This window comes from Anaerocolumna sp. MB42-C2, from assembly GCF_030913705.1.
GTDB lineage: Bacteria > Bacillota > Clostridia > Lachnospirales > Lachnospiraceae > Anaerocolumna.
Map to the genome: position 1 here is coordinate 1,380,905 of NZ_CP133190.1, position 20,575 is coordinate 1,401,479.

At 37.1% G+C, this 20,575-nt stretch carries 20 protein-coding genes; 3 read left to right on the plus strand and 17 right to left on the minus strand.

Going from position 1 to position 20,575, the window contains the following annotated elements:
• Positions 1-137 precede the first annotated feature (137 nt).
• Positions 138-299, plus strand: coding sequence for a hypothetical protein (locus RBU59_RS06175; protein WP_308147007.1), 162 nt, complete (start codon positions 138-140; stop codon positions 297-299).
• Positions 300-492: 193 nt separating this feature from the next.
• Here RBU59_RS06175 and RBU59_RS06180 read toward each other — a convergent pair whose 3' ends face one another.
• From RBU59_RS06180 to RBU59_RS06195, 4 genes are all read right to left on the minus strand, one after another.
• Entirely contained in the window at positions 493-1,503 is a 1,011-nt protein-coding gene (locus RBU59_RS06180; protein WP_308147008.1) for a CgeB family protein, read from the minus strand.
• Between the two features lie 155 nt (positions 1,504-1,658).
• Complete coding sequence (locus tag RBU59_RS06185) at positions 1,659-2,198, minus strand: PadR family transcriptional regulator (protein ID WP_308147009.1); 540 nt, start codon at positions 2,196-2,198, stop codon at positions 1,659-1,661.
• A 67-nt stretch (positions 2,199-2,265) separates the two neighbouring features.
• Positions 2,266-3,450, minus strand: a complete 1,185-nt coding sequence (locus tag RBU59_RS06190) for a macrolide family glycosyltransferase (RefSeq protein ID WP_308147010.1) — start codon at positions 3,448-3,450, stop codon at positions 2,266-2,268.
• Positions 3,451-3,787: 337 nt separating this feature from the next.
• Positions 3,788-4,402 carry a TetR/AcrR family transcriptional regulator gene (locus RBU59_RS06195; protein WP_308147011.1) on the minus strand — a complete coding sequence of 205 codons (615 nt, stop codon included), beginning with the start codon at positions 4,400-4,402 and terminating at the stop codon, positions 3,788-3,790.
• Between the two features lie 156 nt (positions 4,403-4,558).
• Between RBU59_RS06195 and RBU59_RS06200 the strand changes: the two genes are divergently transcribed.
• Positions 4,559-5,995 carry an MFS transporter gene (locus RBU59_RS06200; protein WP_308147012.1) on the plus strand — a complete coding sequence of 479 codons (1,437 nt, stop codon included), beginning with the start codon at positions 4,559-4,561 and terminating at the stop codon, positions 5,993-5,995.
• Between the two features lie 314 nt (positions 5,996-6,309).
• Here the strand turns inward: RBU59_RS06200 and RBU59_RS06205 are convergent, their stop codons facing one another.
• The 4 genes from RBU59_RS06205 to RBU59_RS06220 all read right to left on the minus strand — a co-directional run bounded on the left by RBU59_RS06205 (position 6,310) and on the right by RBU59_RS06220 (position 9,893).
• Positions 6,310-6,717, minus strand: coding sequence for a DUF1801 domain-containing protein (locus tag RBU59_RS06205; protein ID WP_308147013.1), 408 nt, complete (start codon positions 6,715-6,717; stop codon positions 6,310-6,312).
• A gap of 299 nt (positions 6,718-7,016) precedes the next feature.
• Entirely contained in the window at positions 7,017-7,820 is an 804-nt protein-coding gene (locus RBU59_RS06210) for an EFR1 family ferrodoxin (RefSeq protein ID WP_308147014.1), read from the minus strand.
• A 41-nt stretch (positions 7,821-7,861) separates the two neighbouring features.
• The gene (locus RBU59_RS06215) at positions 7,862-8,611 is read right to left on the minus strand and encodes a helix-turn-helix transcriptional regulator (protein WP_308147015.1); all 750 of its coding nucleotides are present in this window, start codon (positions 8,609-8,611) and stop codon (positions 7,862-7,864) included.
• 94 nt (positions 8,612-8,705) lie between these two features.
• Positions 8,706-9,893: an alpha/beta fold hydrolase gene (locus RBU59_RS06220; protein ID WP_308147016.1), complete on the minus strand. Its 1,188-nt coding sequence runs from the start codon at positions 9,891-9,893 to the stop codon at positions 8,706-8,708.
• Positions 9,894-10,013: 120 nt separating this feature from the next.
• Here RBU59_RS06220 and RBU59_RS06225 point away from each other — a divergent pair, with 120 nt between their 5' ends.
• On the plus strand, positions 10,014-10,607 hold the full coding sequence (locus RBU59_RS06225) for a TetR/AcrR family transcriptional regulator (protein WP_308147017.1): 594 nt from the start codon (positions 10,014-10,016) through the stop codon (positions 10,605-10,607).
• A gap of 338 nt (positions 10,608-10,945) precedes the next feature.
• Here RBU59_RS06225 and RBU59_RS06230 read toward each other — a convergent pair whose 3' ends face one another.
• From RBU59_RS06230 to RBU59_RS06270, 9 genes are all read right to left on the minus strand, one after another.
• The gene (locus tag RBU59_RS06230; protein WP_308147018.1) at positions 10,946-12,880 is read right to left on the minus strand and encodes an FtsX-like permease family protein; all 1,935 of its coding nucleotides are present in this window, start codon (positions 12,878-12,880) and stop codon (positions 10,946-10,948) included.
• Positions 12,877-13,563, minus strand: a complete 687-nt coding sequence (locus RBU59_RS06235) for an ATP-binding cassette domain-containing protein (RefSeq protein WP_308147019.1) — start codon at positions 13,561-13,563, stop codon at positions 12,877-12,879. The genes RBU59_RS06230 and RBU59_RS06235 overlap by 4 nt, the downstream gene beginning before the upstream one ends.
• Before the next feature lie 16 nt (positions 13,564-13,579).
• Positions 13,580-14,827 carry an FtsX-like permease family protein gene (locus tag RBU59_RS06240; RefSeq protein WP_308147020.1) on the minus strand — a complete coding sequence of 416 codons (1,248 nt, stop codon included), beginning with the start codon at positions 14,825-14,827 and terminating at the stop codon, positions 13,580-13,582.
• Between the two features lie 239 nt (positions 14,828-15,066).
• Positions 15,067-15,504 (minus strand): hypothetical protein, encoded by a 438-nt coding sequence (locus RBU59_RS06245; protein WP_308147021.1) that lies wholly within the window; start codon positions 15,502-15,504, stop codon positions 15,067-15,069.
• Complete coding sequence (locus RBU59_RS06250) at positions 15,497-15,949, minus strand: LytTR family DNA-binding domain-containing protein (protein WP_308147022.1); 453 nt, start codon at positions 15,947-15,949, stop codon at positions 15,497-15,499. Before RBU59_RS06250 ends, RBU59_RS06245 begins: the two co-directional genes overlap by 8 nt.
• A 32-nt stretch (positions 15,950-15,981) precedes the next feature.
• Positions 15,982-17,289, minus strand: a complete 1,308-nt coding sequence (locus RBU59_RS06255; protein ID WP_308147023.1) for an alpha/beta hydrolase family protein — start codon at positions 17,287-17,289, stop codon at positions 15,982-15,984.
• A gap of 148 nt (positions 17,290-17,437) precedes the next feature.
• Positions 17,438-18,190, minus strand: a complete 753-nt coding sequence (locus tag RBU59_RS06260) for a hypothetical protein (protein WP_308147024.1) — start codon at positions 18,188-18,190, stop codon at positions 17,438-17,440.
• Positions 18,191-18,296: 106 nt separating this feature from the next.
• Positions 18,297-19,694, minus strand: a complete 1,398-nt coding sequence (locus tag RBU59_RS06265) for a sensor histidine kinase (RefSeq protein ID WP_308147025.1) — start codon at positions 19,692-19,694, stop codon at positions 18,297-18,299.
• On the minus strand, positions 19,691-20,389 hold the full coding sequence (locus RBU59_RS06270) for a response regulator transcription factor (RefSeq protein WP_308147026.1): 699 nt from the start codon (positions 20,387-20,389) through the stop codon (positions 19,691-19,693). The genes RBU59_RS06265 and RBU59_RS06270 overlap by 4 nt, the downstream gene beginning before the upstream one ends.
• Positions 20,390-20,575 lie beyond the last annotated feature (186 nt).

Sequence of the window (20,575 nt, forward strand, 5' to 3'; positions counted from 1 at the left end):
TGTTTTGTATTTTTAATACAAAATTTACCTTTATATTCAGACTAGCAGATCATATACAAAAAGTCAATTTATACGTATAATTGTATCAGAGATAAGAAATAATATGAAATGTAACTATAGTGAAGGAGGAGATCTTTATGTATATTGGTAGCACAAATTTGTATCTGGATATAGTAAAAGCTAATACCAAAGTTCCGGCAAGCTGGATGACTTCAGAAAAATATGAAAATTGTGAAGGTTTTTCCCAAATAATGGCAGGAAGGCATAACAGACTAAGGCTCTTTCAAAAAAAGAAATAGAAGACTCTATAATGGTATATTAGGAACAAATGGAAGCCTGTTGTTTTAACAGGCTTTTATTTATTGTATCTATGAGTACGGCTTGATCCAACCTTAAAAGAGACTGAAGATAGTTATTTTTATTTCTAAATAACTTACCTGCAGTCTCTTAAATTTACTGGTTAGCTTAGTTAATCAGTATCAATCACCTTTTCTAAATATAATGTGCAACTGTATCCATCACAGTTCTCGCCCGATGGACAAGTCTGTGCTTTTCATTTACTTCCCGCTGACCGTTCAGTGCAATCTTTTCCATTTCGTTTTCATGTGTCAGATAATAATCTACAAGTTCCAGAATCTCTTCCGCTGAATTTGACCACTCAAGGTGTACGCCTTTTTTAAAGTAATATTCTACACCCTGGGAATATTGTGTAATATGAAATGCCCCGCATCCAAGTGCCTCATAAGTTCTGGTAGATACATAGGTTTTTGAAGTAGCAACCTGCTGGATCCCTAACGCAATCTTAGCAGAGGAATAAACATAAGGTATTTCCTCAACCGGCAATATACCGCCGTAAAATGCTGTTGGGAGTATATACGCCCTGTCAAAATCAGTCCACCATCTTCCCCATACTTTTAAATTTTTCTCTTTATCTACTAAAGGTTTTATTACTTGATAGATGCCATCTACTCTGAATTGATAAAATATACTTTTTTTTGATTCTGCGTCGACGTGCCTAAAGCTATAGTTATTTCCTAAAAATACCACGTCTTTCTTATATTCAGGTTTAGGAGGTAATTTAATATAACGTGGTGCACAGGCATTAGGCTGTAAACAAGCCTCAATTCCAAATTTTTCATATTCCGGTATTAGATAATCTACCGGCGTAAAAACCAAATCTGCTCTTTTAGCAGCAGGAAGAGAAACCTGGCCACAGCAGACAGGGTCATCCGCAGACCACCATACATGGAATAATCCTTTTTTCTTAAATAAATCAAAAAATTCATTTATATCAACAATGTCTTTCCACCAGCCATAAGAGTATACGAAATCCGGTTTAAATTCCTCAATAGCATTTGTCAAAACTGTCTTCAGTGAATCAAATTTATTAATATAATCCTCACCTATTAAAATATTTCGGACTTCACATCCTGCCTCCAAAAAACCATTGTGTATTTCATTATAAACCTGGGGGCTGAATACACATGTAAGAATCTTATACATTTTTACATCACCTCTATGATTCATATATCTGCAATGGATCTATCCAATCAATGCCATTCGTTCTGGTTTAAGCAAACATCCTATAGCACCATAAAAGAATATATCCTGCTAATAATATATGCAGCAATGTAGAATAATGTCTATTTTTATCATTGTTAGTATTTCAATTCCGATATCGTTTCCTGACACCATTCAATGGAAGCCTTGGATGTTAATATCCCTCTTCTTAATGTTGCTTTCAGAAAACGTGCCCTTTCAGCTGATATATCAGGAATTCCCTGCAATAATTCATGTTCATAACCTATATATTTATTCAGTTCATCTTCCATCCTCTGTTTATATTGATTTAACATTTCTATCACATTCTCAGGCGGAAGCTGACTGGAGAATAGGAATTTCAGCATAAATTCGGAACGAACCGGCTGTATAAGCGTATCCTCCGAAAGCCAGCCAAAGAGTTCTTCTCTCCCTTCATTTGTTATTTCGTATTTAATTTTTCTGGATTCCTTATCCTCTGATAATTGCCTGATACATCCTTCCTGCTCTAACACTTTTAGTGTGGGATAAATATGTCCGAAATTTTCATGCCATATCCCTGAAATAACAGTATCGCAGTATTTTTTAATATCATATCCTGTACTTGGTGAAATATTTAATATTCCCAAAATAGCATATCTGGATTTATTTTTCATCATATATCGATCTCTTCTTTCTCTACTATACTTCATATTTCAATTTGTATCACTACTGCCCTTTTATGACTTACTGCTGCCCCTTGCTAATCTTTTCTAAGGTTGCAGCTACATTAGATAAATGGTTAAATTCTCTGAACTTAAGTGATATGTTTTCACAGTTTTCCTGTATCTGTTTATCCGATAATAATTTCATTACTCCGTCTCTTAAATTTATTGTATTTATTTCTTTAAAATTACCAATAATACCAAGCCCCATATCCTTGACTCTTTTTGCAACCATATGCTGGTCATTAACCATTGGCAGTGTATACAAAGGAATGCCGTAATAAAGCGCCTCATTAACACTATTAAATCCGGCATGCGTAATAAAAACATCAGTTTGTTTTAATACAGTTGATTGAGGAAGAAAATTTTTTACATAAAAATTAGATGGGATTTTCCCTAATTGATCAATATTGCACTTGTTACCGATTGACATTACAACAAAATAGTCCGAATTTTCAAAGGTTTTCATGCACATTTTATAAAATTCCATAAAATCAGTATTAACACTGCCCAGTGAAATATAGATTACCGGACGTCCATTTTTATCCTTAAATCCTTCAAACTCTGTATCAATCTCTTTTCCAAGGGCGGATCCCGTAAAAAGATAATCAGAACTGTCTGATAACGCTGATCCGTTAAACTCCGGTATCGTATACACTACATTCCAGTTGGCTTTACTAATAAAGACATCATCTAATCCCGGAACGGGTATCTCATACTTCCTGCAGATTCTCTCCAATATTTCATAACAATGATCCAACTGTGGATGGATTCCTTTCACCATCATTGATGCCGGCACCGGAGCTTGGCTCATTGCGAAACTGGAATGTGAGCTGACCACCGGTATCTTTATAATCTGTTCTAAAAAGAACGGTCCGCCGAATAAAGAATCACCGATTATCATATCATACGGATTCTTTTCAATCAACTTTAAAACTCCCGGAAGCATCACTTCTGCATAAAGAAGTATATATTCCATCAACATATAGAAAGGATGCCTGTCCGTAGGCCGGTAGGACTTAAGAAATTCGTCCAATTCCTCAGAATAATTCAGAAATGCTGCACCTGTTTCCATAACCTTTTCTTTAAATTGTAGTGAACAAAAATAATCCAGTTGATTTCCCCTGTCTGCCATTTCTTTCACTAAGGGAAGGGTTGGGTTAATATGTCCGTATAAATTAGCATTGATAAATAAAATTTTAGCCATTATATTGCCTCCTATATATCACTCTGATACACTTCATGTTATATCAGAGTGATATATTTGTCAAGATAAAAATTAATTCACATAAACATATATTCAATCAAATCTTATATTTTAGAAAAAACATGATTTTAAATAAAAACAGATCATACTAAGAAATATTCTTATGTATGACCTTATCTTTACTTATTCTTTAATCTTATCCCTGCTTCTCTCATCGCCGTAATAGCCTGTTTATTATGAACATTAGTTTCACTAGTCATGGACAATACTATTGATCTTATATTTACTTTCTGGCTATACTTTCCCTAATCAATAATCTTCCTATAAAAGCTGCTGTCTATTCGATTAAAAATTTGTAAACAGCATCAACTCCTGCCTGTAAAATGCGCTCATTATCAATCTTATTTTTACAGAATACAATTTGATCCACAACAGCATTAATTAATTTATAAGTTACAATTGCGGCTGCTTCAATATCTTTTACCTTAATATATTCTTTGTACATATAAAAACATTGAAGTGTCATCTGCCATGTTTTCTCCCGCTGCTTTTCCTGTACGGCTGCTACTTCCGGTATGGAAAAGCAAAGAATATTCATCTCAAAGTTCAGCTCTTTTGAAATTTGGTGGATTTCAATCAATCCCTCGATTAACCGGCGAAACCACAACTTAAGATCAGTCTTGTATAACTCCATATCCCTTGATAATTCATCATGTACTTTAATATAAGATTCATTATACCGGTCTAAAATTTCTAGAAGTATAGTATCTTTATCCTTGAAGTAAGAATAAAGGCTGCCTATTGATACATTTGCAACCTGTGCGATCTCGTTTGTAGTAGTATTGTAATAACCTTTTTTACAAAAAAGCCGGTATGCGGCATCTAATATTTTTTCTTTCGTCTCAATACTTCTTTTTTGCTGTGGCTTACGTATTGATTTATCCTGGTTCATACCATCAACTCCTTATGTTTATTTTAAAGCAGTTTATTTTATTTGTCAATAAATATGAGTTTTTACTCATTTTCTTATTGACAGATTCGGTTAAAGAGTTTATATTCAAACATGAGCTTTTACTCATATTAATACAAGAAAGAAGGATATATCATTATGCAATCAATTCTAAAGAAAAGAAATATGACGGTGATTACCGTCGCTCTCGGTACATTTATGACCTGTTTTGACATTAATGCGGTGAATGTTGCACTGCCTCTGATGCAAACAGCTTTTCATACAACCATCTCCGTTGTTGAATGGGTGGTTGTCGTTTATTTACTTACACTATGCTCAACACAACTCACCTTTGGCAGAATATCAGACCTGTACGGATTAAAAAAAGTTTATATATCCGGTTTTATTGGTTTCACCGTAAGTTCTCTGTTTTGCGGAATATCAGTGAATATTTCGATGCTAATCGTGTTTCGTATTATTGAAGCATTAAGCGGTTCTATGATGATGGCAACAGGAAGTGCTATCGTCACCAACTCAGTCTTGCCGGAAAATAGAGGGAAAGCACTTAGCGTAACCTCCATTGCCGTAGCGGTAGCAACCTGCGCCGGCCCTTCACTTGGTGGTTTTCTGGCCTCCTGTTTTGGATGGAGTAGTATCTTTTTTATTAATATCCCTCTTGGAATAATCGGTACACTCCTTGCCCTGCGAAACATTCAATCCGATATTCCAAAAGCCGGTGTTAAATTTGATACGATCGGAAGCATACTTATTATGGCGGCACTTACTCTGATCCTTTTCCCCCTTGATATGAGCGGTAAAGCAACCGTAAATTCAATAACGATTTTAGTATCGCTTTCTCTTGGTATTATTTTACTTATTGGTTTTCTTATATATGAAAAGAAATGTGACCATCCGATACTCAATCTAGACCTTTTCAAAAATAGGGTTTTCGCTGCAAGTAATTTTGCCGCAACTTTTTTCAATATGAGCGAATTTATAATGGTTTTCCTCGCTCCTTATTATCTTCAGCAGCAGCATATGTTATCCGTATCCGGATCCGGATTAACAATGCTTCCTATGTCTTTGATGATGATGGCAATAGCTCCTATAAGCGGCGCAATCTCTGATAAATCTGATAGCCGCCTTATCAGTTGTGCTGGGTTAGGTATTCTGGCAGCGGCATGTCTCTTTTTTGGAAGCTTTCAGGCGGATACCCCTATCATTATGTTATTGCTTGCATTCGCTGTCACCGGTATCGGAGCAGGACTTTTCCATACTCCTAATAACAGTGCGGTTATGGGAAGTGCGCCGGCACAAAGCAGAGGTGTTGCAGGTGCTACCCTTGGAACTATGCGCAATATCGGCATGGTATTGGGAGAAGCGATTTCCGCTGCTCTGCTTTCCTCCAATGTCAGTTATGCAACCACCACTTTAGCCGCTAAAGGCATTCAGGGTACTCTCCTGCAACAGAATGCATTCAGTTATGCAATGCATATTATTTCTATAACATCCGCTTGCTGTGCACTGGCAGCACTGCTGCTTACACTGATCAGAGGAAAAACTAATAAAGACTGTCAGATAAAAAACATTCAATAAATTTGATTTTCCCCCAGACGATGTTAATCGTTGCCCGGTATCTGCGTACATCACCTCAAACCAAGAAGTTATCTATAAGAAGCACATAAAGGGGTCTCTTCCAAAAATCAATCTTTTGGAAAAGACCTCTACTCTTTGAAACCATTTTTGATGATTCCCTTTGTCTGATTTATTTCCATACTTCTTTTGAATTTTCTAGTACTAAATGCAATTTCACCCACTGCTCTTCCATCGGTCAATTTATTACCTTCTTCAGTAGATACAAACAAGCACTTGGGTCTAAACTTTTATCCCCATGTAAATGCGAAAGTCAGTCATCCTTTACGGGATGTTTTACGGCTGTACTTGTTTAAGTCAATGGCAGCGCGGATCAACGCTTTTAATGCCTCCTCATTCAACTCTTCTCCCTCATGGATGTCAATTGCTCTCCTCGTATTTCCCTCCAGACTTGAATTAAAAATATGCATAGGATCCTCCAGTGATGCTCCCTTGGCGAACGTCATCTTAACTACGTTTTTATAAGTCTCCCCTGTGCATATCATTCCATCATGAGACCAAACAGGAGTCCCTCTCCACTTCCATTCCTCAACTACTTCCGGGTCGGTTTGTCTGATCAAATTCCGTACCTTTAAGAGTATCTGACCCCGCCAGTCGCCTAATTCCTCGATTTTCTCATCAATTAGCTGGGATGGAGATTTTGAATCTTCTGATTGCTTTTCCATTATAATTATCCTCCATTTAATTTCGTAATCTTTTTTCTATTTTCGCTAAAATGTTGATGCTGCAAATTATTGATATGTGCTAAATATTCTTCAAAAGCTTCCATGTTCTCTCCTAAAATCAATTTTTACAAAAATTAATTTTTCGGATAACATAAGACGAAAAAGTAATATATATTATAATCATTTATATCAATAACTAATACTTTTTTATTCTTCTTTTAGTATATAAATTTTTCATTTTCATCTTGCACGTTAAAACGCACCCATTAATTCTGATAATGAGTGCGTTCAAACTTATATTAATAGCCTTTTCCATAAAAAATATCTTTATTTTTAACTTTTTTATGGTGGCCAAGTGCCGTTTTAGCAATCTCCTTTATATTACAGGTTCTTGCTTTTCCTGAACAGTTAGTTACGCAGGAAAGACACATGATACATGTCTTTTTGTCCACCTTAAAATCTTGATTAATCGATCCTGTTGGACACATTTTCCTGCATATACCGCATCCATTGCATTTGCTTTCTTGAAAGTCTAAATTTGCAACTAATTTAGGAACGAAACCCTGTGGTAAAGAACATAATAATTTAATAAATAGCTTATCCTTATTATCAGTAAGTTTTATGGAAGTATTTTTTTTAAATTGTTTCCTGACAAACTCTACTAATTCTTGTTTCTCAGCATCCGTTGGCCTGTTACCTATTATAGGTAACACAGGTTCTAAATAAGAATGTTCGGCAACAATCTCTGCTGCTCCATTAACTATGAATCCATTCCCGCTCGTAATTTTCCATGCATGATAAATTGCATTTCCTTTATGAGCATTTCCCCACAATGCTATCAGTAATATCGGTACCCCACCTCCCTTTAATCTCTCCATAAATTTTCTCAGGGGTTCCGGCATATCGCTGGCATACACTGGAAAAACAAGAATTAATTGATCACAATCAATATTATCTTGCAACCGGTTACGTGCTTCCAAAGGTGTAATGTTTACTAATTTAACCTGCAAATCCTCACTCTTTAACATTGTTCCTATGTACTCTGATATAATTCTACATTGCCCTGTTCCCGTAAAATACCAAATAATTAATTTTTTCGTCATATCTTTTACCTCCTGGCAATAGATTATAACATTACGTTCTATTATACTTTCAAAAATCTGCTGTTTTTAAATGTAAACTGAGCGGTCATACCGGTAAGCTTTTTATTGGTGGATGCAAAATGAGACGGACTGTCAAATCCAGCATCTAAAGCGGCAGTTGTTATATTACCATTCTTCAGTATTAACTCGTATGCTTTCTTCCACTTCTTCATTAAAATATACCCTTTGAGTGGGATTCCGGTATATTCCTTAAATAAGTGTGTTATACGGCTTTCTGATAAACTTACTTTATCAGCTAATACTTTTACTGATACATTAAAAAAATCACTTTGTTCCAATTGTTCAATTATTTCTCTTACTCTTACGTCCAGTGATTTTTTATCAATGTTCGTAATAAAAATTGTTGAGTTAAATTCTTCAATAAATTTTTTATATTCTTCTATTGCCACATTAGTCAGCAAGTATAAAAAATCCGTTTTTTTATGTTTGCTTACATCTATAAACCCATATCCCTTAGTTTTATTTATATAATGATCTCTCATATAAAATGCAATATCAGAAGTAGGTTCTATTAACATGGTATAATAAACATCACCTTTTACACAAAAACGATGTTTCACATTAGAATCTAATATAATACAATGATCCAAAATCTTTTCTCCATTAATCTCGACCTGAACTTTAGTATATAAACATAGAAAAAGTTGCAGCATCCAATGTTTATGGATATCTGCACAGGGCAAATCCGTAAACGCTGAAATATACTCGTTTTCCCAATAAATTCTGTTCATACTTATACTCATTCCTTTCGCGCTGCTCAAGGCACAAAGTCTTATGTTGACTTTAGCAGCTTTCAAACCTGGTTGACCATATACGAATCAGTAATCAGCCTGTTACCCTCAATAATTCTTTTACAAATAGTTTGCTCTCATTTATCCACGGACTGTGGCCGGAATGTTCAAACCATACAATTTCTTTTATAGGCGCGTTCAGAACAGTGCAGTATTCTTCTACCAGTGATGTGGGAGCGTTTACATCGTGACGACCGATAAAGAAGTAGACCGGTACTTTCACGGACTGATAATCCGTTCTCAAATCAACATCATAAAGCTGTGGGTATACTGTATTGAACGTATTGATGATTCCGCGGAAATAATTGATTTTATCGAGTATGCCATACTCGCTTGAGAAAAGGTCACGAAATGTATTGTAACCGCCATTGTAAATATCAGGGTTCGATGTCATATATGCACTTAAATAGTTTAGATATGCCGCGCTTTTCCAGGTAACATCATTTCCGTAATAAGGCGGTTTCCCATTGTCTTTTAATGTATTCATTGTTTTGGTGTCGCCTTTTTTACGGGCAATTTCCATTGCTGAATCGTAATCCATAATTTCAGTATCGAGAAAAGAAATCATTTGTCCCGTTCCAATAAAAGCATGATACAATTCGGGTGCTTTATCAATCAAGAAAACTCCTAACGCACTGCCCCAGGATTCCCCGACAAGATAAATTTTTTCTTGCCTGAACGTTTTACACAAGTATTTGCTCAACTCATAACCATCATCGATATAGGTTTGTACGGTAATGTTGTCTATAGATGCTGCTCCATAGGATTTACCCGATCCGGCCTGATCCCAATTTACCACAACAAAATGTTTCTCCAGTTCGGCTAGGTCGTGTCTGACTGCTGCCATTTGGGAGCCGCCAGGACCACCGGCTAAAAAAAGAAGTACCGGTTTGTTCTTATCATATCCGCGAACACTAATCCACTCCTTGCGCCCATTCAGTATTACCTGGCTTAGTTCAGCTATACTGTCCTCAACTTTGTTCCCGTTTTCATCGTGTATGACAGGAGTTGACGCCATTAGCTGGGTAATCCAAACAAATGCCGTGCATAGAACACAAATCGAAGCGAAAATAATCATATTCTTTTTTATCTTGCTAGTAATCTGTTTTTTGTCCATCTTTTTTTTCAGTCGTACTGCAAACCTTATACCTCCCACAAGCAATGTAATCAGTGAAATAACTGCGGCAAGCAGAAATAGAACAAAGATAATAGTTATTATCATAAAGACCCATCCTTTACGTTTTTTGACCGTCGTTCAATAGAATGAGTATAACAAAAATTTGAATACTGGTCAAGATGCTTTTTTTGTGATATACTGCTTAATACGAGGTGATGATTTTATATGGACAAAAAGAAAATAATTCTGGACGCTATGCGAGAGCTTTTTATAGAAGGGAAAGCCGGTTCGGCTTCCGTTAGTGACATTGCCAAAAAAGCTGGCATTGCCAAAGGCGGTCTATACTATTACTTCCGTTCAAAGGAAGATGTTTTAGACGCCCTGCTTGAAAGAGAATACAGCGATATCATTCAATCATGCAAATCCATAGTAGAAAGCAGCAATGAAAACGCTATTTCAAAACTGGCTCTCTTATTGCGAAGTTACCGCAGTTTTTATGTTGACGCTTCTTTGGATGAATATTTGCACATGCCGCAGAATGCAGCCTTGCATCAAAAGTCATTAGCACAGATATTATCAGCTTTATCGCAGGTTATATCAAAGATTATTAGTCAGGGGATAGAGGAAGGTATTTTTAGTGGCGAATATCCTCAGGAATATTCCGAAATAATTATGTCAGTATTTACATTTCTGCTTGACCCCGGTATCTTCCCGAGGACAGCAGAGGAAAACGCAATGAAGATGAAAGCGTTGGCCGACCTCCTGGAAAAGGGGCTTAGCGCCCCAAAAGGATGTTTATCATTTCTATACGGCCAGTAGATATCTCTTACCAAGTGGGTGTTTAACTGTATTAGTGACAATTTGTATCTGGTGTGTCATGGGCACCCATTGTCTTCAACTTAAGCTTGTTTATCTTATTAAACGGTGTGCATGACGCGCCAGAGATGGATTGTCACTGAAGTGACACAGTGCATCCTGCCCGGTAGGGCTTGTTATTTACTATGGAAGTTCAGAGAACTATCCCCGTAAATGAATAAGGTCTGATTTTTTAATCAGACCCATAGCGGATAATAAATTTCTCCTATAACGAAAGCAATATCTACAAATAGGCACTGGAAAAAGATATTCAAAACATATGGTTCAATTCCAGCAATTCTTTATGTATCCCTCATACTCAACAGTTTTAATGGCTCGCTTTTCAGATTACCACGTATCCTTGCTAAGGAAATACCTGCTGATAATATAACCATGAACACTCCGGTCAAAATATAAACCCAAGGACCAATTAAAGAGGTATCAAGCTGTACATTAAGTTCCGAGTCAGAAGCACCGGCCCAATTACTGTAGAGCGTACTGAATGTTTCAGCTTGTACCTGTCCGGTAAACTGTTTCATAGCATTACCCGTTAGTAAGTATCCCATCATTGTACCTGCAATACTGCCTAACAGTGCAATTACGATGATTCCTGACAGCAGAGAAATCGTACAAGCCCTTTTGTTCATACCGAGAGAACGCTCGATTGCTGTCCTTTTTTTTTGTTTACCTATGAAGATCTGGCAAAAAAACAATAAAATCAGGGTCGCAGTCAGTATACCTGAAATAAACAAAGCTAAGGCAATTTCCTTGATTTGCTCCAACCCTTCCTTTATCTTTGTGTATCCTTTATCATAAAAAGTAATCTCAAGATCGTCAACCCCTTGTTTTTCCCAAACTTTCATATAAGATTCGATTGTTCCGTTGGGAATTCGAAATACAGTATTGTACCCCATCATGGGTCCATAATCAAGTATATTATCTTCGTCACTGTTTTTTACCGATGCGGCGGGTATCACGACCGCATTTGAAGGCATATCATAACCGGTGGACCGTGCCACCTTATTAATTTCATTATATATACCGGCTATTGTATATTCGTTTTCATCAAAAACTTCATAATGCCTGCCCTGGGCATTCAGCAAATGATCAGATATACCTAATAGTTTGTCACCAGGTGAAAAATCCCTTCCGGCAGAGTCTCGGTAATCTGCATAATACAGTGGAAGTGTTAATTTATCCCCCACAGAAAACCCATTCATTTTTGCAAATTCCCGGCTTATTAAGCAAATCCGTTGTCCCTCCCTGTATTCTTCCTCCGTGATGTCACGGCCTTCAATGATATTGGAGTTGCCATTATAAAATGACATCAGAAGTTCAGTACTGTCTGTAGGTACAACCGGTATAGTCTGTTCAGACAGGTACATTGCTTTTGCCAGTTCCAGCCATCTCTGTCCACGAGGGGTATCATAAAATCCATCTGTCACCTCATCCCATGGAGCAGTCATCGGGAAACGATCCGGTATCCGTTCCCCGTCAGAACGGTATTGTGTGGAAGTAACAGGCGGTTCTTCCTCACGGGGAGAAGACCGGTATTCTCTTAAATTGTTTGTAAAAGAATCAGGGAAATATTCTACTGTTAATTTGGGAAAGTTATTATGCCCCCGTTTAAAAGCCAGTGCCATAACATACCGCTTACCGGCATACATTGGCTGGGGATTTGGATTGTAATGATCACAAAACAATAGAGTTTCCCAACCCTCCAGCTTACTATCGGTACCGTATAGAACTCTTTTAATTTTCAATTTTACCGGATGATCCGGTATGCAATCCTCGACCGGTTCCAATTCCATAATCGGAAGTTCCTGTCTCATTTCCGAAACAAGTAAAAAGGAAACGTTCTGCTCATGTACTATCCAATCCGGATTATATGCTCCGTAGTAAGGTCTTTTTACCGGAGGCTGAATATAGTTTGCTCCATCAAAATCTAACACCTTATCAGAAATGACAGAACCGTATTCCGCCATCAGTCCTTGTGAAACAAATTCCTTCTTTTCCGCATCCCATACTTTCCGCTCATGCAGTGCGGCCGGTTTTTGTTTTACAATACCAATGGTAACAAAAACCTCGTCCAGTCGTTTTACGTTCTCAGAGCTAAGAACATAAAGTCCAGCTCCTAAAGCAAGAAGTGATGAAGACAGAAGCAGAAGCAACAAAAACAGAGCCGTACGCAGGGGCGTCCGTAACATTTGCCGTATACTTTTTACGAAAATGTTCATACCTGTATCCTCCCGGCAGCGCTATCCAGAGTCAACTGCCCGTCCCGCATCCAATAGATCACATCAGCCTGTGAACCAACATATTGATTATGGGTTATAACAATTACAAGATATCCCCGGTCATGGGCCAATTTTTTCAATAATTCAACTATATTTGCCTCATTCACCGAATCCAGATTACCGGTGGGTTCATCTGCAAGAAGGATCTTACCGCCTGCCGCAAGCGCCCGGGCTATGGCTATACGCTGCTGCTCTCCGCCGCTCATAGCCACAGGAAACTGTTTGTACGTTTTCTCACCGAGCCCGACCTCCATAATCAGTCTCTTAGCGGTTTTTACTGCCTCTGTTTTCTTTATCCCCTGCAGTTCCAAAGGATACATTACGTTCTCCAGTGCGGTTAGCAAGGGGAACAAATTGAATGACTGATAAACCACTGAAGCGGTCTCTCTCCTGTAGTGGTCCCTGTCCATCGAAGCGATATCCGATCCTTCCACTAATATTTCACCTGAAGTTGGCAGATCCAAACCTGCAAGTAAAGACAAAAGCGTACTTTTACCGCTGCCTGACGGTCCCATAACAGCATACAACCGGCCCGTACAGAAATCGCAGGTGACATGTTTCACTGCCTCGATTGTTTGGTATTTACTCCTGTATGTATAACTTACATCCTTTACCTCTAGCATTATCACTACCTCCTGTTTATTCCAGAGCCGATAAAACAGTCATTACACTGAACCTTCCGATTAATATCATCGCTGCCATAGTTCCGGCCATGTAGCAGGCAAAAAATATCCCGGTAACTACCAAAGTCAGCAGCACACTTACTTCCGTTAACAGTGCCGCACTTAATACGCCAATTACACTTCCCATGAGATTTTGTGCCGCGTTTTCCAGAAAAAGCAATGTAAAACAATTTTTTCTGCTCATACCCAGGGAGAGCATGATAGCAATTTCAGATTTCCTGCTTTGCAGCATCAGATAAGACATCACAAATCCTACAAGACCGACCGTTACAAAAATAAAAGGAGTAAATACACGCATGAGTGTAATATTATCCACCAAACGGCTGGCCGCCCGAACGAACGTTTCATCATTCACCGTCAGTGCAATACCCCTATGTGAATGCTGGGCCTGGGATATGACCGGCATAAGGTGCAGTTTTTTCATCTCCCCTTTGAACTCGTTCAGACTCAGAGGATCAGCCACACGAAACCGTACGGAATCCGCAAAGAACATGACACCGGCTTGTTTATACAAGTTTCGGACCCATTTTGACGGAAACACGATCTGGGGAGGTTTGCTGTCTTCCGCACTATTCCACATCTCACTATAACACCCAACAATTTTTACCTTGAATACTCCCAGCCAATTATAGGTGAGGTCGTACCGGTCTTTTGGGTAAGTGGGATAAAAGAGAGTTATCCATACGCTGTCTCCGATTGAAAGTCCGTTTCTTTCCATATCCTGATCCCGAACAATGCACAATGCGTTATCTTCTTCCAGAAATTCCGGTCCATATCCCTTAAGAAAATCTATATTCTTCACCGACAGAGATGGGGAAGCGGTAAGCGTATTGACGCCCAGGGACAAAGGAAATGTTACATCTCCGGTTTCCATAGACATTACATCTTTTTCTTTAATTTGCCCCAGAGCACTCCCCATTTGTACGGTATATAATAACTCCGTTACATGAGGAGATTTTATCAACCCATCAATTACATTTTCCTGAATTAAGATTCCTCCCGAAGACATCGTACCATTTAAATTACTGACTCGTGCATACACTGACACAGCCTCCGGCAGTCTGGCAAGCTGCTGCAAATTAGCCTTAAGACCACCGATAAATAAATACAAAAGCAATTCAATCAGCATACAAACCAAAACCACGAGAAAACTTTTCATCTTATGCCGTCTTACATTTAAAAAAGCCTTTTGCAGATAGAACATAACACACCTCTGTGATTGATTATTTCTCCTTATAGGTAATTTCTTACAAAAACGGTAACATCTAACACAAAACTTATCAATTTAAGTAAGCACCCTTACGGATGCTTTCCTCTTATTAAGATATTTCCATTATATACCATTTGTTGTATAAATACAAAATAATTGTATCATTATAATAAATAATTTTACATATTGCAGCTGCTTTATAAAGATAACTGTTTAAATGTACTGTTTAAATGTCATACTGTATTCCCTTGATTTTTCTGGTACTTTACCAGCTCTGAATTAAGTTCCTTTGCTTTGAGATTATCAAGCCACCATAAAATCACATTTACTAAGACCGAGATGATGAGGACTGAAAGTATAAACCACAGCAGCTCCCTGACTTCGGCAACATGATTTAAAAAGACAAAGCTCGTAAGCAATGCTTCCAGGAATAGAAGTCGAAAGACTTTTCTGAAAATCATCTGCTTTAACGTCAGTTCTTTTTTTGTATAGGTGAAAATCAACGGAATAATACTAAGAAATCCATAAATAAGAGGCATAAAATACGCTTCATAACTAAATGTCTGCTCTCTTTCAAAACACAGCCCCATAATACCCATTGCCACATTTACTAAGGTGACTATAATAAAAAAACTAATCAATACTATTTTTAAATGCTCCGTTTTACTCATTCCTGGTTCCTCCCCTCAGTTTTTTCTTCAATTCTGAAACATATTTTCTGGATATGATCACACTTTCCCCATTTGTCAGAACTGCTGAGAATCTGCTGTTTAATGCAGGTTTTAGAACATGTATCTTCATAAGGTTTATTATAGTATTCTTAGAGCAACGGAAGAATTCCTTATCCCCATATAACTCCTCAAACTTGTAAAGATACATCTTTATCTCGTAAACACAATCTTTCAAATAAAGATAGACCCTGTTATCTACACTTTCCACGTAATAAATATCGGAAAGCGAAATAACATGAATTCCGCTTTCATCATAACCCTCAATACTTTCCTGCCTTGATTTTATGAACTGTATCATTTCAGCTACTTCTTCAGTAACCTTATAGCACTCGATCAATATCCGCTCCTGTTGGTGTGTCGGAATATTCGTAATTTCTACCCTCATAATTTATATATTCCCGTCCGTTTTTTATAGTCCTATCGAAATGAATAGGATTCCTTTATATCAGGTTTATCCATTTGTTTTAGGTAATGATTGTAATAATCTAAGATTACCTCATTCATGGTTTGAATGCAATCTGTTTTATTGATTTTTCCGCTTCCGAGTATAGACGCGATTGCCGGTGAGAAGAAAACAAGGTCTGTAAAATTCATATGTTCGGCACCATCAAAATGCGTTTCCATGGCATCTGCCGCATTTTTCAAAATAACGTTATTCACATATTGATCTTTATACTTAAGCCCTTCCTTATAATGTGCGGTTGTATCGATGCATAAGAGCGGTACCGGATAAGGAATTTCATTTATTGTGTATTTGTTATCGATACAGGAAATCTCTTCTCCAAGCATAGTTCCATCCAGGTCTATTACTGCATCAATATCTGTTCTTTGTCTTCCTACTGTCACAGCTGTTGCTCCTCCAAGAGAATGTCCCATAAGACCTATCCTGGTAACGTCAATCCGATCAAAAACACCGCCCTCCTGCTGGACTGAGGTTTTTTTTATTATTGTATCCAGAATAAAATTCATGTCAGCACAGCGCAGCTTCATCCAATCCCTTGTTATGTCGAAAATCTCATTTTCCGAGACTCCTTTCTCATTGATTCTGCCTACACTCTTCATGAATTCCGGGTTCACTGTAATAATCTTCCCATCTGCCTGTTTGGTAACAAAGGCATGATAAGGATGATCAATACTGCATACCACATAACCATTCGAGGCAAGTTCGTTATAAGTGGAGTAATTGCTCATTCGGAACCCAAAGGCACCATGGGAAAAAACAACAAGGGGAAATTTCTCATTCTTCTCAGTTTTGGGATACCAGAACTGAACTGTCACTTCGCGGTTAGATCCATCGGTTTCAAATGTCTCAAGACGTTTTTCATCCTTCCAGGTATAAACTTCTGTTGCTATTTCATAATTACCGCTTACCGGAAGGGACTTACACTGCGGAAATAATAAAAATGGCATAGCTGCCATAGTGATGATCATCAGACTTAATAGGAATCCTGTTATAGCAACTGATAATCTATACTCTTTTCCTGATTTCTTTCTAATCAATATCCCAATTCCTATCAACCCTCTCAGAAATAATAAACCGAAAAGTAACATCCAGCGAAATCCCCAATGCACCAGACCTGCTGCAATTAATAGTAAAAATACTGTGAACTGAAACACATTCAGAATGCCTTTTTCTTTCCTTAAAAGACTTTTTTGCTTTAACCTAACTACAAAAAATATTATTTCTGCCATTAACGTTATTAGAAAAATAATAATACCTATCATACATTCTCCTCTTTCTCCCGGCTATAATACAGGGTATAAGATAAATATATGACAGGTATTATTTTTCTTCAATATAGATAACAGTAAGATTCGAAAAGTACCGGTAAGTTGCATCTTAGTACTTATCTCTTTATATTAATTCACCGGATTAATCTATTAGGGAATATATTAAGATACTTTCAACCTTCTTATCTTTTATATGAAAACTCATTACATCCACATAATTAACAGGTTCATATCGAAAATCGTCCTCTTGATCACTCAATTCGCCTCCCGTAAGATTTCCTTCAGGATAAGCGTTTTTGAGCTTTTCAAAGCTATCTCCGACTTTAATATTCCTTACCGTAGGATAATCCGGATCGGTAATTTCAATACTAAAGATAGTTGACTTCTTATCATCAGCTGTTTGAATCGTTTTTATAAGCAGCCCGGAATATTGGTATTGCTTTTCAGTCATTCCGTTAAGCTGGTCCATGTTCAACCCATCCTCTTTTGAATAAGTATGAGACTTGATTTCTTCTGCTTTCCCCAGTATACTCTCAATTTTCTGATCATCAACACTGTCTGAAATGGCAATTGTATTCTCCTGGTAAACAAATGCCAGCTGTTTTAAAACAACATTTCCATTCTTCTTAACCGTTCCCTCTTTAATTACTTCTTCAGAATCCTCCTCTGAACCGGCATCTGCTGTATCAGCCGAGGTATCGGTCTTGTTTTCGTCCGCTGTATTGATTGGTTTATCCGTCTGGGATTTGTTACCGGTATCTGTTACTATATCGGATGGTTTATCCGTTAATGTATTTCCCGGTGATTTAATTTCGTTCTTCCCACATCCCCCCAAGATCATTCCGCAAAATACCATAAACATGGTCGTAATAACTATCTTTCTAAATACTTTCATTGCTGTTCCTCCTTCAAATACTTTAAATTAACTTGTTTATGTTACATTGTTATTATAAATAATAACTTTATCAGAGTAATAACAAACTAGTATCATTCTTGTAACATTATACGAAAGGAAGCAGGAGTGAAACGCTGGTTCCAACTCCAATTTCACTTTCAATGATTAACTGTCCATTAAACTTCTCAACAATTTCTTTACAAAGAGAAAGTCCCAGCCCTGAACCTTTTGCAAGGTTAGAATTTTCCGCCCTGTAAAATCTCTCCTGTACCATAAAAAGTTCATTCTTATGAATTCCAATACCCTGATCACTAATTTTTATAACTGCTGTATTCTGTACAGCAGAAGTCTCCACTCTGATATGTCCTCCTGCATTAGAGTATTTAATTGCATTATCAAAAATATTTGCAATCGCATGAGTCATCAGTATTTTATTAACATCCGCCCAGACTCCATTTTTTAAATCTGTTTCTATTAATATTTCTTTTTCTTCTGCTTTTGGTTTCATCTCCTTAATAACATGCTTCGTTAATTCCGATAAATCTTCCTTATCTATGTTTAGCTCGCTAGTTGCTTTATCGAATCTGGAGAGAATTAACAGTTCATTTATTAGCTTTGTAAGGCGTTCGGATTCATTTTCCAGATGGAAGTAAATCTTTTTTAAGTCTTTATCCTCATTTTCACCCTCGTATAGATATTGAGAAAAGCCCCGAATTGCGGCAAGAGGCGTCTTTAACTCATGAGATACATTGGAAATAAACTGCTTTTGATACTGTATATATTCATTAAGTTTAATACCCATCTGATTTAATCCTGCTGCTAGCATCCCCAGTTCATCTTTCCTTTTTAATTCAACCCGGTCAAATTGCTGCTTTGAAAACTTTTCTGTTGCCTTAAGAAGATATTTAATCGGCTTAGTTGTTCTACGGGCAATATACAAACTTGAAAGAGTGATTAGAATAATAAACCCACCTGCACCGATTATTAATATAAATCTGATTTTATCCATAATATCGTAAAAATAAGATATATCTTCTACTATCTCGAAAACATAAGCATTTTGATAATAATTATCTTGAATAGGTATTGCAAAATAAATCAGGCTTTTATTCGTAACCGTGTAAGAATAATTTCCTTTCAAAGCATTTTTAATATTCGATCTATAAATTTTTGGAGAACCGTTATAAACCTCTATTCCATTTGCAGCCGATCCTAAGAGCTTCAGATTATTATTATAGATTCTTACTTCCCGTCCTGAAGCTTTTAAAACTTCAAGGACATCCTTTGCCAAAACGGAAGCATCTGCCTGAGTTGTTGATTTTTCATATCTTGTAAGTATTTCTCTAAAAGAAAGCTCACAAATATCTGCTTTTTCCATCATCTGCTTCTCTATTGTTATAAAGCTATAGTGCTCAATCGCTTTATTTACCCAGATAATAATAATGGAAAAGGATAAGATAGAGAAAAATAAATAACTTAGCAGAAGCCTGGTTGCATATTTCATTCGGTATCACCTCCAAATTGGTAACCGAATCCATAGATGGTCTTTACATACTTCGGGTTCTCGGAATCATCTTCCAGCTTCTTTCTCAGCCGCATAATTGTCATGTCAACACTCCGGCTGTCACCTAGATAATCGTACCCCCATATTATTTCCAGGAGTTCATCTCTGGTAAAAATCTTTAGGGGTCTTTTTGAAAGAGTTTCAAGAATTTTATATTCTTTTGCAGTCAGAGAAATTAGATTTCCACCCTTTAATACCCTTTTAGTTTCTGGATTAATTTCCAGTTCTTCACATACAATCGGATCTGAATCATCGTTTTTAATCCGGTCACTCGGTTCATATCTTCTTAACACAACTTTGATTCTTGCTAAAAGTTCTCTATTATCAAAAGGCTTTGTCAAATAATCTTCTGCCCCAAGCTCAAGCCCCAACACTTTATCTATAGTCTCATTCTTTGCGGATAACATTATAACGGGAATTGTAGATTTTTTAACTATTTCCCTGCAAAGATCGTATCCGGAATAGTCCGGTAACATTAAATCCAGCAAAACCAAATCCGGATGGAAGGCTCCTATCTCCATAAGTCCGGTAACACCATTTTCAGCCGTTTTCACCTGATAATTTTCCCTCTTTAACACCAATTCAACCAGATCTCTAATTGCAGCCTCATCGTCTATTACAAGAATTTTTTTCAACTTAGAATTCTCCTTTCGTAATTTATATTATTTAGGCAATTGCGAAACTATATAGTTTTTGAATATACCATGCAATTGATACGAATTTCATAGCTTCATATGCCCTATGGGCAAGATTCAGCTCTGAAATTGTATTAATTACATGGCATATAGAGACAATATTTGAGTTTCGCAATTGCCTATTTA

Bases quoted from the DNA above. Each gene is read 5' to 3' on its own strand.
- RBU59_RS06175 (WP_308147007.1), top strand. From the start codon at position 138: ATGTATATTGGTAGCACAAATTTGTATCTGGATATAGTAAAAGCTAAT.
- RBU59_RS06180 (WP_308147008.1), bottom strand. From the start codon at position 1,503: ATGTATAAGATTCTTACATGTGTATTCAGCCCCCAGGTTTATAATGAA.
- RBU59_RS06185 (WP_308147009.1), bottom strand. From the start codon at position 2,198: ATGATGAAAAATAAATCCAGATATGCTATTTTGGGAATATTAAATATT.
- RBU59_RS06190 (WP_308147010.1), bottom strand. From the start codon at position 3,450: ATGGCTAAAATTTTATTTATCAATGCTAATTTATACGGACATATTAAC.
- RBU59_RS06195 (WP_308147011.1), bottom strand. From the start codon at position 4,402: ATGAACCAGGATAAATCAATACGTAAGCCACAGCAAAAAAGAAGTATT.
- RBU59_RS06200 (WP_308147012.1), top strand. From the start codon at position 4,559: ATGCAATCAATTCTAAAGAAAAGAAATATGACGGTGATTACCGTCGCT.
- RBU59_RS06205 (WP_308147013.1), bottom strand. From the start codon at position 6,717: ATGGAAAAGCAATCAGAAGATTCAAAATCTCCATCCCAGCTAATTGAT.
- RBU59_RS06210 (WP_308147014.1), bottom strand. From the start codon at position 7,820: ATGACGAAAAAATTAATTATTTGGTATTTTACGGGAACAGGGCAATGT.
- RBU59_RS06215 (WP_308147015.1), bottom strand. From the start codon at position 8,611: ATGAACAGAATTTATTGGGAAAACGAGTATATTTCAGCGTTTACGGAT.
- RBU59_RS06220 (WP_308147016.1), bottom strand. From the start codon at position 9,893: ATGATAATAACTATTATCTTTGTTCTATTTCTGCTTGCCGCAGTTATT.
- RBU59_RS06225 (WP_308147017.1), top strand. From the start codon at position 10,014: ATGGACAAAAAGAAAATAATTCTGGACGCTATGCGAGAGCTTTTTATA.
- RBU59_RS06230 (WP_308147018.1), bottom strand. From the start codon at position 12,880: ATGAACATTTTCGTAAAAAGTATACGGCAAATGTTACGGACGCCCCTG.
- RBU59_RS06235 (WP_308147019.1), bottom strand. From the start codon at position 13,563: ATGCTAGAGGTAAAGGATGTAAGTTATACATACAGGAGTAAATACCAA.
- RBU59_RS06240 (WP_308147020.1), bottom strand. From the start codon at position 14,827: ATGTTCTATCTGCAAAAGGCTTTTTTAAATGTAAGACGGCATAAGATG.
- RBU59_RS06245 (WP_308147021.1), bottom strand. From the start codon at position 15,504: ATGAGTAAAACGGAGCATTTAAAAATAGTATTGATTAGTTTTTTTATT.
- RBU59_RS06250 (WP_308147022.1), bottom strand. From the start codon at position 15,949: ATGAGGGTAGAAATTACGAATATTCCGACACACCAACAGGAGCGGATA.
- RBU59_RS06255 (WP_308147023.1), bottom strand. From the start codon at position 17,289: ATGATAGGTATTATTATTTTTCTAATAACGTTAATGGCAGAAATAATA.
- RBU59_RS06260 (WP_308147024.1), bottom strand. From the start codon at position 18,190: ATGAAAGTATTTAGAAAGATAGTTATTACGACCATGTTTATGGTATTT.
- RBU59_RS06265 (WP_308147025.1), bottom strand. From the start codon at position 19,694: ATGAAATATGCAACCAGGCTTCTGCTAAGTTATTTATTTTTCTCTATC.